Source organism: Aliisedimentitalea scapharcae (assembly GCF_045277565.1).
Taxonomy (GTDB): domain Bacteria; phylum Pseudomonadota; class Alphaproteobacteria; order Rhodobacterales; family Rhodobacteraceae; genus Aliisedimentitalea; species Aliisedimentitalea scapharcae.
Genome location: NZ_CP123584.1, coordinates 4,118,251 through 4,131,491, shown reverse-complemented (window position 1 = coordinate 4,131,491; position 13,241 = coordinate 4,118,251). Strand labels below are relative to the sequence as shown.

Genomic DNA, 13,241 nt, shown 5'->3' with positions numbered 1-13,241 from the left:
TCGTCTACGCGTAACGCGTTGGGGCCCCGCCAGTTTATGCTGGCGGGGTTTTTCGTTTGTAGTCATGGTTGAACGGTAAAAGCCTCGGCTTCGCCTGAGGCGGCCCATGTCTGGCATCGCTCGACAAAGGTGCTGACCACGCGGCGTGGGTTTGATTTGTTGTACCCGACGGCCACGGTCAACGGTGCGCCCGCGTCGCTGATCGGGCGTGCGTCCAACGGATCACCAGCATAGCTGATATCAGTGGCTGGACGCATGTGTAGAACCGCATATCCCATACCGGCCCCAACCAGCGAGCGCACCATTTCTGTTGTGTTGGCCTGAATGACGGTGTTGGGTTGGCACCCCAACGTGGCAAACAGGTGGCGGTAATAGTCGGTGACCATCGGGCGATTCAACGCCACCATTGCCAGACCGGCCAGGTCGGACAGGCTGACTGTGGGTTTGGCACAAAGGGGATGACCTGCAGGCAGCAGCGCATAAGCCGGAGGGTGTAGCAGCGGTTCAAATTCTATGTGCGGGTGGGTGCCGTCCGGCACAAACAGGATCGCATCGAACCGCCCTTCGATCAGGCCGGATTGGGCGGCGTCATTGTCGCATTCTGTCAGGATCAGCGACACGTCGCCGGCGGGTGGTACCAATCCCGACAGAATGCTGGGCAGAAACGCGGGCGCAACAGGCGCATAATACCCCAACCGCAAAGTCCCGCCGAGCCCCTGTTTCAAATCCCGACCTTCGGCCAGAACAGCGTCATATTCTTCCAGAAGATGGGTGAATTTATGCAGCATTTCACGGCCCGCGCGGGTGGGCTCAATCCCACGGGCCCGGTGCCGGGTCACCAGTTGCAGCTGAAAATGTGCTTCGATCTGGTCCAATGCTGCGGCCACGGCCGAGGGGGCCACATGCAGGGTCTCAGCCGCGCGGGAAATATTGCCATGTGTCAGCGCAGTCGCGAAATAGCGCATGGCCTTAAGTGTGATCTGCATCTATACCTCTGAAAATCAGATGAAGTTCATCATCATTTTCCGTTTTTCAAATGATATCTGTTGGGTCACCTTTTGGGAAACACCAAAAGGACATCGCAATGAGCAATGCAGAATTGAAAGGGTGGAACCATCTGCCCGATGTGCCGATCCAGACTTCGCCCTTGATGCAATGGCCACCGCGCCCCATTGCGGCGATTAAATGGTGGCTGGGCGGCTGGTTTCTGATTTCGGAAAAGCTGATCATTGTCGGGATTGCGTTTGTCTGTTGGACCTGGTTCCAGCCGCCCCTGGAACAAACCGCGACGCTGTCGTGGGAGTGGATCCTGCCGATGTACCTGCGGAATATGGTGCTGATGGCCAGCGTCGCTGGTGCGTTGCATCTGTTCTTTTACACATTCACGGCACAGGGCAAGCGGCTGAAATATGACCCGCGCCCGTTGATGAAGAATGGCCGCCAATTCACGCTGGGCGGGCAGATCCGGGACAATATGTTCTGGACGCTGGGGAGCGGTGTGTTTTTCTGGACTGCGTATGAGGTGTTGTTGTTCTGGGCCATGGGGAATGGGTATGCGCCGGTTCTGTTGTGGGCTGACAACCCGATCTGGTTTATCGCGCTGTTCTGGCTGATCCCGATCTGGGAGAGCTTTTGGTTCTACTGGATTCACCGGCTGTTGCATGTGCCGTTTCTGTACAAACACGTGCACGCCCTGCATCACCGCAATATCAATGTTGGCCCCTGGTCGGGCATGTCTATGCATCCGGTCGAACATCTGATTTTTCTGGGCTCGTCCCTGATCCATTTCATTGTGCCGTCCAGCCCGGTGCACATTCTGTTCCATTTGCAGTTCAATTCGCTGACCGCGGCTACCACGCATACCGGGTTCGAAGGGCTGCTGATCAAGGATCAGAACCGACTACGGCTGGGGACATTCCACCATCAGATGCACCACCGGTATTTCGAGTGTAACTATGGGTCTCTCGAAGCCCCCTGGGACAAGGCGTTCGGGTCTTTCCATGACGGTACTGTCGAGGATGACGAGAAGATCAAGATCCGTCGCAAAAGGATTGGGAACGGGTGATGCTCAGTTCTATGTTTTGGGCCTTGCGAGTTTGCGCATAAGAGACAGGTCGCACTGCGTAGCATGGCCCATGGCGCGTTTGATCCCAGGGAGCATCGCGGCTCCGTTCATGGCAAAAGACAGCTCGATCAGGCCAGCTTCGCCATATGCCCGGACCACCGCCGCGCGGGCGTCCGGGTCGTCCTGACGCTCGGCGGTGATCGCGGTGGCCAGACGCAAAACGGCGCACAGGTTGTCGGACAAAGCGGCCTCATCTGAACCAAGCACCGCGTCGATTGTTGAATGCGGCACGTCGGCTGCCACCGCAAGATTGATCTCGGCCTCGACACATGTCCCACAATCTGCGGCTAGGGCCCCGCAAAGTCGGGCTGTGTGATAGGCGTCAGGTGGCACGTTCCGGTTCGGATCGAGAAATCCGAAAATGCGGTTATAGCGCATGAGCAGGGAGAACTTAGTTTGCGCAATCTGGTGAACGTAGTCTAGAGAAACACCGATCCGGCGTTCGCTGCTGCGGATCAAATAGGTAGCAATTGCGGTCAGCACATTCGGCTCCACTTTAAACGAATACATCAATGAGATGAATGTATCTTTGGGAGCCAGAGCCTCCCAGCCGATATGCGGCGGATCCGCCGGGTTTGCGTCAGCTCAGACTGACGGGATCGGCCGGTTGTCCTGCACCCGGAACAGGTTCACGTTCCGGCGTTCCTCTTGCGGGGTGACGCCGAAACTGTCGCGGTAATGCTGGGACAGTGTCGACGACGTGGCATAGCCCACTGCATTCGCAATCGACGTGATCGAGTCGCGGGAATACATGACCAATTGGCGCGCTGCGTTCATGCGAAGGGTCCGGTAATACAATGCCGGGCTTTGCCCGGTGGCGGATTTGAAGCTGCGTTCCAGTTGGCGCGGAGAGACCCCGATTTCACTGGCGATATCGCGGATAGACACCGGATGCTCCAGATTGTCGGCGAAGATTTCGACTGCTTTGGCCACCGGGGGCGGCAGGCTGTCGGCGGTGCTGTCGGTCTTGAACGCGGGGATCTTTTGGCGAACCCCTTCGGCCCGAACCAGCGGGTGCTGAAACCAACAGGCGACTTCGGTCATCACCGCGTCGCCCATCGTCTGTTCAATCAACTTCAGCGACAGATCGAACATCGCAGCCGCGCCGCTAGCAGTGAACCGGCGCCGGTCCAGAACGATCACGTCGTCCACAGTTTCCAGTGACGGGAATTCCGCCTGAAACGCGGCCTTGTAACACCAATGGACGGAACAGGTGTGTCCTTCGATCAGCCCGGAGCGGGCCAAAGGAAACAACCCGCCCGAAGCAGACCCCATGATCACCCCATGGCGGGCCAAGTGACGCAGCTTGCCGTTGGACGCCTTGGGGTCGCTGAATTTGCCCTGCGGGCTGGACATCAAGAACAGGACATTCAGGTCTTCGACCTCTTCCAGGGAACAGTCCGGTTGGAAGATAACATTGGCCGAAGCGTTCACTCCGCGCCCATCTTCGGACACCAATTTCCAGCGAAAGACATCCTTGCCCGCGATTTCATTCGCGGCCCGCAGCGGTTCGATCGCCGACGTCAGGCAGGCCATGGGAAAGCCCGGAAAGAGGAGAAAGCCCAGTGTCATGGTGTCATGTTGTTTCATGCGCGCAGTGTATCGCGCCTTGTCCCGGTAGCACAACGGCTAGAAACATAAGGTGGTGCGCACCGCAGGGACAGTGCGCACCACATCGGTCAATTCTGGAGATAGGATTCCAGCGAGTCGTCCAGCGCGTCTTTCCATGGTGTATGGTGCACAGGGGCAAGGGTGCCGGTAATGACCGATGTGTAGCTGTTGTTGCGGAAGGCCATGATGTCTTCGGCCTTGTGGCCCTTCCATTCAAAGAACGCCTGGCAGGCGCCGTCGATGTCAAAGCTGGGATAGTCGGTTTCCGCGACCAGTTCCTTGACGTATTCGGCCTGATATTTGATCGCGTATTTCACATCATCGGATGCTTCTTCGCGCTCTTCGCGTTCTTTGACGTCTGCCAGCAGGGCGTCCTTGCTGGCGGGGATGTCCAGCTTGCCCATGATGGCGTCACGAACCCACCAGGCCTGTGCGTCGAACATGTTGAAGGTGAACCACTGGTCCTGCATGCCCAGATAGAACATCTTGGGGTTATGAGCATAGACCACGCCTTTGTAGAGGTCGGCGCTGGCCAGACGGTTGGCGGTTTTCAGGCGCAGATCATCGGGCAGGAAGTTGAAGTAGTGCTTGTAGCCGGTGCACAGGATGATCGAGTCGATTTCCTTTTGGGTGCCGTCGCTGAAGAAGGCGGTGTTGCCGTCGACCTTTTCCAGGGCGGGCTTTTCTTCCCAGTTGTCCGGCCATTTAAAGCCCATGGGCGCCGAGCGATAGCAGCTGGTGATCGACTTGGCGCCGTATTTCCAGCACTGCGAGCCGATGTCTTCGGCCGAATAGGACGACCCCATGACCAGGATGTCCTTGCCGGCGAATTCGCGGGCATCGCGGAAATCGTGGGCGTGCAGGACGCGGCCGTTGAAGGTGTCGAAACCTTCGTAGAAGGGTACGTTCGGGGTCGAGAAGTGGCCCGAGGCACAGATCACGTGGTCAAAGTCTTCTTTGTACGTGCTGTCCGTGGCGTGGTCATGCACGGTAATGGTGAAATTGCTGGCGTCTTCGTTGTATTCAACCCAGCGAATGGCACTGTTGAACCGGATCCAATCGCGAACATTGGCCTTTTTTACACGACCTTCGATGTAATCCATCAATACGGCGCGAGGCGGGTAGGACGCGATCTGCTTGCCGAAATGTTCTTCAAATGAATAATCGGCGAATTCCAACCCTTCCTTGGGGCCGTTGGACCACAGATAGCGATACATCGAACAGTGGACAGGTTCACCGTTTTCATCCAGGCCGGTGCGCCAAGTGTAGTTCCACAGGCCGCCCCAATCATCTTGCTTTTCAAAGCAGACAATCTCTGGAATCTCTTCGCCATTTTGGGCTGCAGATTGGAACGCACGCAGCTGTGCCAGGCCAGATGGGCCAGCACCGATGATGGCAACACGTAGTTTGGACATTGTCTTCTCCCTATTGGTATGGACCAATATTTTAGTTTGGTTCCTTTGGTCTGATCCAAATCAGTCCAAATTTGAACCTGTAAGTCAACCAATTTTCACGATAGGAATAAGAATTTCTGCTAAATAAGCTGGCAAGCGCCGATTTTGTTGCTAGTTTCGGGGTATGAGTTCATCAAGTTTCGCAAACCTTCTGGCCACTCGGGCCACAATGCCACGCCTTTCGGTGGGGATGTCAGAATCAGTCAACATCGGGTTTCTGGGCCCGTTGACCGGCCCGGTCGAGAGCTGGGGCCTGCCCGGATTGAACGGATGCCGCATCTGGGAAGACTGGCTGAACAAGGCCGGTGGTCTGCTGATCGGTGGGCGCCGTTACCCGATCAAAATCCATGCCTATGACTGTGGGTATGAGCCCGAACGGGCGTTGGAAGGTGCCGTTGAGTTGGTTCAGAAATACGACATCAAGCTGTTGATGATGTTGGGCGGGGATACATTCACACCAGTGCGGGATTTCCTGACACGCCAAAAGGTGCTGACCTCGACTTTGCTGCCATCTGACTTGTCACCGGATACGCCTTATCTGATCGCGCCGTCGGAATTGCACCCAATTTTCAACGTTACCGGAGTGGAATGGCTGGCCAAGAACCGACCCGAGTTGAAAACTGCGGCCATTTGCAGCCAGACGGATGAGATGGGGATGCCCTCGTTGGCCACGTATCGTGCGGCGTTCAAGGCTGCCGGGATAGAGCTGGTTAAAGAGGTGCAATACGCGCCGGATTCGACAGACCCGGCACCTATCGTTGATCCAATGCTGGCCTCTGGTGCAGACATTCTGTGCTGGTGTTCGTCATTCGCGCCGATGGTTCATGCCATGACGGAATATGCCTATGCCAAAGGGTTCGCAGGACAGCTGTTGTCCTGTACTTTTGACAATTATGATCGTCTGGTCGAACGGACGTCGCAGGAATTCATGGAAGGGGCCGTGTTTCAATTCCCGGATTTCGACGACCCGATGTTGCGTGAAAAAGCGTTCTTTTTCAATCGACCGCACGTCTTTTTCGAAGAGTACAATCGCCGTTTCCCTGACAGCTGGTCCGCTGTGAGTTGGGAATATGCGGCGATCCTGGATATTTGGCACGCCGCTGTTGAAAAGGCCGGTTCGGTACACCCCATGTCGGTTCTGGCAGCTATGAAACAGCTGGGACATGTCACGCATGCGTTCGGACCTGCCCAGTGGTGGGGCGAAGATATGTTTGGAATATCAAATGCTTTGATCGGAGATTGGCCGATCGTGACCATCTCTGGCGGCAAGGCCAAGATCGTTGATTTTGGATCGATTCCCGAATGGTTAAAACAGAATGGTGGGGTTCTGAAACGCGAAATGAGCAGCTTGGGACAGCTATGGCATCAACGATTGGAGACCGAAGTGCCACGCCCTGGGCTGACACGACGGTCGATTGTTGATCAGGTTTCCTGAAGCAGCAGCTTTTGTTCTTCGATCAGGTGCAGCTTGATAAATTCCACAGCTGATTCCACATCACGCGATGCGATGGCGTTGAACAAGGTATTGTATCGTTTTTGATATTCCTGGATCCGTTGCGGGGTCAGGTGGCGACGGCGCAACGCCGTGCGATAGCTCAGGCGGCAGGCTTCGATTGACAGTTCATAACAGGACGCCAGCAACGGGTTGCCAGTCCCTTCGGCAATCTTGCGATACAGGTTCTCTTCCTGTTCGATGAATTCGGCGGCATCGGTTCGCACGGTTTCGATACGTGACAGCACCTGATCCAGCTCGTCGATCTGGCGTGGGTTCATGTTGATCACAGCCAAGCGCACCATTTCGGGCTCTAAAATGCCGCGCACGACCAGCAGGTCCAGAGGAGAGGTCTCCTTGGCCAGTGAGGAATAGGGGCTCTCTGGTTTTGGGTCTGAATGGAATTTGACGAAACTGCCTGATCCCGGCCTGCGATGAATGACATCGCGGCTTTCCAGGACATCCAACGCCTCGCGGACAGTATTGCGGGCAACGCCCAATTCCGATGCTAGAGTGCGTTCCGACGGGAGGCGCGTATCTACAGGGTAATTTCCGGCCTTGATCCGTGCAAACAACGTGTCGATCACAACTTGGACCGTTGCCCCGACCGAATGGGTGGTCAGGATCTGAGTTGTCGTGGCCGTATCTTCATTTCGCATTGTGTGTACTCGGCGGGTTGCCTCAGAGAATCTGAATGATTTGCCGCAGGCGATGGTGGCTGCTCATAGCTGGTGTTTCGATGCTTTCGCAAGCTAACGATCCTTGTTCAGTGCCTAAACGATAGGCGTCGCTCATTGAATTGGCAAGTGTCTAGGGGCAATTGGTCTCTTAATTGGTACTTGTTGCGCGACTGTGCGTGGTTGGAAAATATCGCGTAATAACAGGAAGGTATTGCCATAGTTCCTGCCCGGAACGTTATCTGGTTCCTGAATTGGTTCTAAAAGATGTACCAAAAAGAAATAAAATTTCTTGTTGGTGAAAGAACCTTCTGCTAGCGTCGAGCTGAGACCAAACCAATTTCCTCAAACTGGTTCAGTGGTGCCTTATTGGTTCTGTGAGCTGTGAAATTGAAAAAACGAGACGCCAAAAGGCGACAGGTCTCACATCTTTTCTGGCCGCTTGGAACGCAGGCGGTACCAACACGGGAGAATGAAATGATTTCCAAGATCGTGAAGTCCGGATTGACCAGGCGGACCTTCCTCAAATCGACGGCAGCCACGGCGATGAGCGCTGGCTTGCCCGGTATGTCGCTTGCAGCGGGGGATACAATCAAGATCGGCTTTCTGGCCCCACTGACCGGCGCGGTCGCCGCATGGGGGAAACCCGGTCTGGACGGGTGTGAAATCTGGGCCGAACGCGTTAACGCGGCTGGCGGGATCAAGCTGGACGATGGGATGCACAAGGTTGAATTCGTGTCCTATGACAACGAATACGATCCAGCCAAGGCCCGCACAGGCGCGACCAAGCTGATCCGCGAAGATGGTGTCAGCTTTATCATGATGCTGGGTGGAGATACTTGGCCTGGCGTGCAACCGGTTGCTGACAAGACCGGCATGTTGTTTTCGACCCTGTTGCCGTCTGATCTGTCACCGGACACCAACACGCTGATTGCGCCTGCCGAAGTGCACCCGATCTATAATGTGACTGGTGTTGAATGGTTGGCGGAAAACAAACCCGATCTGAAAACCGCAGTGATGTGCGCCCAGGATGACGCGCTGGGTCTGCCATCGGTTGCGACCTATTTGGCCGCGTTCGAGGCCGCGGGCATCGAAATGCTGGACGACCCGCTGTTGTTTGACCCGGCAACTACCGACTTTGCGCCAGTCGTGACCCGTTTGATCAGCAAGAACCCGGACATCGTCTGTTTGGATACCTGTTATTCGGATTACGTGCATCCAATCGCGGAACAATTGTACCAGCAGGGTTTCAAGGGACAGATCATCAGCTGTACGGCCGACTTCTATGACCAGATGATTGCCAAGACCTCGGAAGAGTTCATGGAAGGATTCATCTTCCAGTTCCCCGATTTCGATGACCCGGCCCTGAACGCGGACAATATCAACTTTACCGATCCCAATGGGTTCTATGCCGAATTCAACAAACGCCATCCCGGACAATGGGGAGCGGTAAGTTGGGAATATGCCTCGATCATGGACCTGTGGAAGGCTGCGGCTGAAAAAGCAGGGTCATCAGATCCGGATGCTGTAACAACAGCAATGAAGGATGGCGGCAAGGGTGCCCATGCCTTTGGCGATGCGGCATGGTGGGGTACCGAACTGTTCGGGATCGACAATGCGCTGGTCGGTGACTGGCCAGTTGTTGCGATCGAAGGTGGCAAAGCCCGGATCAAAGGATTTCGTTCGATCCCCGATTGGTACGCCAAACATGGCGATCTGCTGATCAAGCACATGAAGGCATACGACCAGATGTGGGATCAGCGCAGCTGATCACCCCGGCCTAAGCCTCAAGGCGGTGCAGGACAACCTGCACCGTGTATCGACTACATATAGAGACTTTTCCGATGTTGGAACTTCTGGCGCAGACCGGCCTCAATGCCGTGTATGCTGCGAGCTACATTTCTCTCGTTGCCGTGGGACTTGTGCTCATCTTTGGTGTCATGGGGGTTGTTAACTTTGCCCATGGCGAGCTTTTCATGGCGGGTGCCTACGCAATTGTGGCGCTCTATGCAAAAATGCATGTGCCGTTTTTCGTCGCTGTTGCAATCGGCCTTGTCTTTGTGGGCTGTCTGGGTCTGCTGATGGAGCGGGCGCTGTTTCGACCTCTCAAGGACAATCCGCTGGGCGGGTTGGTGGCCTCGATCGGGTTCCTGATGATCCTTCAGGCCCTTGCGGTCATGGGGTTCGGCGTTCGGATGGAACATATTCCACCGGTCACACAGGAAGTGATTCAATTTTCGGACAAGGTACGTCTGCCGGTTGCCCGGCTGTATGTGATCGTCGCCAGCGTCGCGCTGCTGAGCGTCCTTTGGTATTTCCTGAAACGGACCAAATTCGGCTGGGCGCTGCGCGCATCGGCCCAGGACCCAGAAGCGGCCGCACTGCAGGGGATTTCGATCACCCAAACTGCCAAGATTGCCATGTTCATTGGTGCCGGTCTGGCGGGAATTGCGGGTGCATTGACTGCCCCCTTGGTGTCCGTGAACCCGCATATGGGGCATTCCGTGATCGTAACCGCATTTATCGTGATCATTGTGGGCGGGGTTGGCTCGCTCGAAGGGGCGATCATTGCCTCGGTCGCGTATGCCTTCGTTCATACCTTTGTGACCACCTTTTATGATGGTGTGCTCGCCGACATAACCGGGCTGTGTCTGATGCTGATTGTGCTGATCGTGAAACCGACCGGCCTGTTTGGGAGTGCGGATCGTGCCTAAGTTACTGATATGGATTGCGGTGCTGGTCGGGCTTGTTCTCCTGCCGCACGGGCTCAGCTTTTCGCAGCAGGAAATTCTGGTCTTCTTGACAATCAACGTGCTGCTGGTTGCCTCGTACCGTCTGTTGACGCTGACCGGAGAGTGGTCTTTGGGACACGTGGTGATCATGGGCGTGGGGGCTTATACTTCGGCTCTCTTGACCAAGAGGTTTGGCGTCTATGTTCCGGTTTCGATGCTTTTGGGGGGGATTTCTGCGGCTCTGATCGCGGTGGTTCTATCGTTCCCATTGTTCCGGATGAAAGGGTTCTATTTTCTGATTGGCTCGTTCGCAGCGGGTGAAATCATTCGTTTGTTGTGGAAGCGGTTTCGCGACCCGTTTGGCGGTGCCAAAGGGATCAAGGGGATCGACCCGATGCCCGATTTCTCGGTCGGTTTCTACCAGTTCGATTTCTTTGAACCCACCTCCTATTACTACTTTGCCGCTGTCGTGGTTGCTGTCTGCCTGTGGATACTGTGGCGGATTGAGAAGTCGCCGGTTGGCCTGACCTTCCATGCGGTTCATTGGCAGGACAAACTGGCCCAGGCTTCGGGGGTTAATGTTCGCGCGTACCGCACGTTGGCCTTTGCCATTGCATCAGGGTTTGCGGGGATCTCGGGGGCGCTGCTGGCGCATTACATTGGAACGATCAATCCCAACGCCTTTGACATCGACCTGATGGTCTATGTGCTGACCTGGGCGATTGTTGGGGGCACCGCGACTTTCTATGGTCCGATCCTGGGCTGTGTGGTGCTAACTGTTCTGAACGAAATCGTCCTGCGCGAACTGGGCCTCGAACAGATGCGGCCGCTGATTTATGGCGCGATCATGATCCTGTCGATCCTGTTTTTGCCCAACGGCCTTGAAAGCATCGTCCAGAAAATCACCCAGAAAAAGGCCGCGAACGGTACCGCACAGAGGAGCCCGGCAGAATGACCAATTTCCTGGAAGTCAAAGACCTGACCATGCGGTTTGGCGGTCTGACCGCGGTGGATAACCTGTCGTTCAAGGTTGAACATGGCACAATCCACGGTTTGATCGGTCCAAATGGAGCGGGCAAGACCACGACCTTCAACATGATTTCGGGGTTCTACAAGCCGACCGAAGGACAGGTATTGTTGCGGGGTGAAGATATCTCGGGCCTGAAGATGCACGAAGTGGCCCGACGCGGTGTTGTGCGCACGTTCCAGCATTCGACTCTGTTTGCCGAGCTGACGGTGTTGGAAAACGCGTTGGTCGGGACACATATGCCGTTCCGCCCCAACATCTTTGCCGCCATCATCGGCTGGGATGCAGAGGATCGGCACGGAGCCGAAGCCCGGGCCCGCGAGGCGTTGGAGTTCTTTGGTCTGGATGGATTGTTGAGCGAACGTGCCGGAGACCTCAGCCACGGGCACCAGCGGGCGCTGGGCATGGCCGTAGCATATGCCAGCCACCCGGATGTAATCCTGCTGGATGAACCGTTCACCGGAATGAACCCGGAAGAAACACGCCAGATGATGGATTTGATGGAGCGGCTCAAGGCGGATGGTATCACCATCCTGATCGTCGAGCATGACATGCAGGCGATCATGGGGCTGTGTGACAATATCACCTGCATGAGTTTCGGGAAGTTTCTGGCCGAAGGTGGTCCCAAGGAAATCCGTAACCACCCTGCCGTCATAGAAGCCTATCTGGGAGGTGCACGCCATGTTGCTTGAGATGAAGAACATCGCCGTCAACTATGGCAAGATCAACGCCATTCGGGACATTTCTATTTCGGTTCCGACAGGCAAGATCGTGACCATTATCGGAGGCAATGGAGCAGGCAAGACCACAACATTGCGAGCGATGTCGGGCATGATGCCGATAACCAGTGGTGAGATCCTGTTCGAAGGCAAACGTATTGACCATTTGCCGGCACACAAGGTCGTGGCAAACGGTATCGCCCACGTGCCCGAAGGGCGGCGCGTCTTTCCCGATATGACGGTTGAGGAAAACCTGCGAACCGGCGCATTTCTGCGGAATGACAAGGAAGGTGTGGAGACCGACCTGGAGGGTGTCTTTCACCGCTTTCCACGCCTGCGTGAGCGTCGGACCCAGCTGGCCAAAACCATGTCCGGTGGGGAGCAACAGATGTTGGCGATCGGGCGGGCCTTGATGTCTAAACCTCGTCTTTTGCTAATGGATGAACCGTCGATGGGGCTGGCACCGGTGATCGTCGAAGAGATCGCCCAGATTGTCGAAGAGATCAACGAACAGGGCCTGTCTGTGGTGCTGGTCGAACAAAACGCCGAATTGGCGCTGGAACTGGCGGATTATGCCTATGTTTTGGAAACCGGAAACGCAGCTTTGGAGGGACCCGCAAATGAGCTTCACGATAACGAACACGTTCGAGCCGCTTATCTGGGGATTTAAGCCTGACAGCGATATGAAGGTTGCGCTGGAGGCTGGTTGGACACGATCCGATGTGATCTGGGAGCGGCTGATGGAGCGTGCGCTTGCTGCTTGGGACGCGACACCGCGCAAGGCGTCGCGGTCACGGTCAGCACGCCTGTTCAAGCTGGCTGACCTGGTGGCGCGATACCGGTTTGACGCGACAGATGTACGGCGCGCTGCAAGTGTCGCAAATCTGGCGATTGTGGAGCAGGCCAGGGGCAATCACGCTGCATCCGAGACGTATCAGAAACAGGCCCTCCAAATCTGGAAGGGGGCACATCATGCGGTTCAGAATATGCGGGTGTTGCCCCGCAGTCGTTCGTCACTGTTCCATTTGCGAATGGAAGCCCTGCACCGCGATACCTTTCACAATAATCTCAAGACGCGCATTGGGTTGATCGCTGATGAAACTGAAATGACACTGCGTGAATTGACCAGCGGGCGCCCATCCGGGCACCGCCACGCGTCTCGTTGGCGGGGAGAACGTCCCAATGTCTATGATGACACCCGCAAGATATTGGGGGCCTGTTTGTTGATCCTGGATGCATGACGCGCATCGCTTTCCTCTTTATCCCAGACTGGCCGGGCTACGTATGTGCCCGGCCTTTTTTCCTCCGGAGAAACGCCAAAGAAAGAGGCAGGAAAGAAACAGGTTGCGTTTGTATGGAAATTCTCCAATCCTAGTAATGACAGTAAAATAATTTTCAACAGAG

At 55.7% G+C, this 13,241-nt stretch carries 13 protein-coding genes; 8 read left to right on the top strand and 5 right to left on the bottom strand.

All coding sequences use genetic code 11. The annotated features are described in order from the left end of the window. Nucleotides 1-62: 62 nt before the first annotated feature. The gene (locus QEZ52_RS19205) at nt 63-986 is read right to left on the bottom strand and encodes a LysR family transcriptional regulator (RefSeq protein ID WP_406646194.1); all 924 of its coding nucleotides are present in this window, start codon (nt 984-986) and stop codon (nt 63-65) included. Between the two features lie 98 nt (nt 987-1,084). Between QEZ52_RS19205 and QEZ52_RS19200 the strand changes: the two genes are divergently transcribed. Continuing rightward, on the top strand, nt 1,085-2,065 hold the full coding sequence (locus tag QEZ52_RS19200; RefSeq protein WP_406646191.1) for a sterol desaturase family protein: 981 nt from the start codon (nt 1,085-1,087) through the stop codon (nt 2,063-2,065). 9 nt (nt 2,066-2,074) lie between these two features. On the opposite strand, the gene QEZ52_RS19195 is transcribed toward QEZ52_RS19200, so the two are convergent. From QEZ52_RS19195 to QEZ52_RS19185, 3 genes are all read right to left on the bottom strand, one after another. Beyond that, the gene (locus QEZ52_RS19195; protein ID WP_406646189.1) at nt 2,075-2,608 is read right to left on the bottom strand and encodes a hypothetical protein; all 534 of its coding nucleotides are present in this window, start codon (nt 2,606-2,608) and stop codon (nt 2,075-2,077) included. Between the two features lie 102 nt (nt 2,609-2,710). Next, the gene (locus QEZ52_RS19190; RefSeq protein ID WP_406646187.1) at nt 2,711-3,715 is read right to left on the bottom strand and encodes a GlxA family transcriptional regulator; all 1,005 of its coding nucleotides are present in this window, start codon (nt 3,713-3,715) and stop codon (nt 2,711-2,713) included. A gap of 89 nt (nt 3,716-3,804) precedes the next feature. Next, a complete protein-coding gene (locus QEZ52_RS19185) occupies nt 3,805-5,151 on the bottom strand; it encodes an NAD(P)-binding domain-containing protein (RefSeq protein WP_406646185.1) in 1,347 nt (448 codons plus the stop codon). 163 nt (nt 5,152-5,314) lie between these two features. Here QEZ52_RS19185 and QEZ52_RS19180 point away from each other — a divergent pair, with 163 nt between their 5' ends. Beyond that, nucleotides 5,315-6,625 carry an ABC transporter substrate-binding protein gene (locus QEZ52_RS19180; protein WP_406646183.1) on the top strand — a complete coding sequence of 437 codons (1,311 nt, stop codon included), beginning with the start codon at nt 5,315-5,317 and terminating at the stop codon, nt 6,623-6,625. On the opposite strand, the gene QEZ52_RS19175 is transcribed toward QEZ52_RS19180, so the two are convergent. Continuing rightward, on the bottom strand, nt 6,613-7,341 hold the full coding sequence (locus tag QEZ52_RS19175; RefSeq protein ID WP_406646182.1) for a FadR/GntR family transcriptional regulator: 729 nt from the start codon (nt 7,339-7,341) through the stop codon (nt 6,613-6,615). The genes QEZ52_RS19180 and QEZ52_RS19175 overlap by 13 nt on opposite strands. Before the next feature lie 495 nt (nt 7,342-7,836). On the opposite strand from QEZ52_RS19175, the gene QEZ52_RS19170 reads away from it, so the two are divergent. From QEZ52_RS19170 to QEZ52_RS19145, 6 genes are all read left to right on the top strand, one after another. Next, entirely contained in the window at nt 7,837-9,129 is a 1,293-nt protein-coding gene (locus tag QEZ52_RS19170) for an ABC transporter substrate-binding protein (protein WP_406646181.1), read from the top strand. 74 nt (nt 9,130-9,203) lie between these two features. After that, on the top strand, nt 9,204-10,073 hold the full coding sequence (locus QEZ52_RS19165) for a branched-chain amino acid ABC transporter permease (RefSeq protein WP_406646180.1): 870 nt from the start codon (nt 9,204-9,206) through the stop codon (nt 10,071-10,073). Then, nucleotides 10,066-11,046, top strand: coding sequence for a branched-chain amino acid ABC transporter permease (locus QEZ52_RS19160; RefSeq protein ID WP_406646179.1), 981 nt, complete (start codon nt 10,066-10,068; stop codon nt 11,044-11,046). The genes QEZ52_RS19165 and QEZ52_RS19160 overlap by 8 nt, the downstream gene beginning before the upstream one ends. Then, entirely contained in the window at nt 11,043-11,810 is a 768-nt protein-coding gene (locus QEZ52_RS19155; protein WP_406646178.1) for an ABC transporter ATP-binding protein, read from the top strand. Before QEZ52_RS19160 ends, QEZ52_RS19155 begins: the two co-directional genes overlap by 4 nt. Then, complete coding sequence (locus QEZ52_RS19150) at nt 11,800-12,507, top strand: ABC transporter ATP-binding protein (protein WP_406646177.1); 708 nt, start codon at nt 11,800-11,802, stop codon at nt 12,505-12,507. Before QEZ52_RS19155 ends, QEZ52_RS19150 begins: the two co-directional genes overlap by 11 nt. Continuing rightward, nucleotides 12,458-13,078 carry a tetratricopeptide repeat protein gene (locus tag QEZ52_RS19145; protein ID WP_406646176.1) on the top strand — a complete coding sequence of 207 codons (621 nt, stop codon included), beginning with the start codon at nt 12,458-12,460 and terminating at the stop codon, nt 13,076-13,078. The genes QEZ52_RS19150 and QEZ52_RS19145 overlap by 50 nt, the downstream gene beginning before the upstream one ends. Nucleotides 13,079-13,241: the final 163 nt, after the last annotated feature.

Coding starts and splice junctions, on each gene's coding strand:
- QEZ52_RS19205 (WP_406646194.1), bottom strand. CDS start 986: ATGCAGATCACACTTAAGGCCATGCGCTATTTCGCGACTGCGCTGACA.
- QEZ52_RS19200 (WP_406646191.1), top strand. CDS start 1,085: ATGAGCAATGCAGAATTGAAAGGGTGGAACCATCTGCCCGATGTGCCG.
- QEZ52_RS19190 (WP_406646187.1), bottom strand. CDS start 3,715: ATGAAACAACATGACACCATGACACTGGGCTTTCTCCTCTTTCCGGGC.
- QEZ52_RS19185 (WP_406646185.1), bottom strand. CDS start 5,151: ATGTCCAAACTACGTGTTGCCATCATCGGTGCTGGCCCATCTGGCCTG.
- QEZ52_RS19180 (WP_406646183.1), top strand. CDS start 5,315: ATGAGTTCATCAAGTTTCGCAAACCTTCTGGCCACTCGGGCCACAATG.
- QEZ52_RS19175 (WP_406646182.1), bottom strand. CDS start 7,341: ATGCGAAATGAAGATACGGCCACGACAACTCAGATCCTGACCACCCAT.
- QEZ52_RS19170 (WP_406646181.1), top strand. CDS start 7,837: ATGATTTCCAAGATCGTGAAGTCCGGATTGACCAGGCGGACCTTCCTC.
- QEZ52_RS19165 (WP_406646180.1), top strand. CDS start 9,204: ATGTTGGAACTTCTGGCGCAGACCGGCCTCAATGCCGTGTATGCTGCG.
- QEZ52_RS19155 (WP_406646178.1), top strand. CDS start 11,043: ATGACCAATTTCCTGGAAGTCAAAGACCTGACCATGCGGTTTGGCGGT.
- QEZ52_RS19150 (WP_406646177.1), top strand. CDS start 11,800: ATGTTGCTTGAGATGAAGAACATCGCCGTCAACTATGGCAAGATCAAC.
- QEZ52_RS19145 (WP_406646176.1), top strand. CDS start 12,458: ATGAGCTTCACGATAACGAACACGTTCGAGCCGCTTATCTGGGGATTT.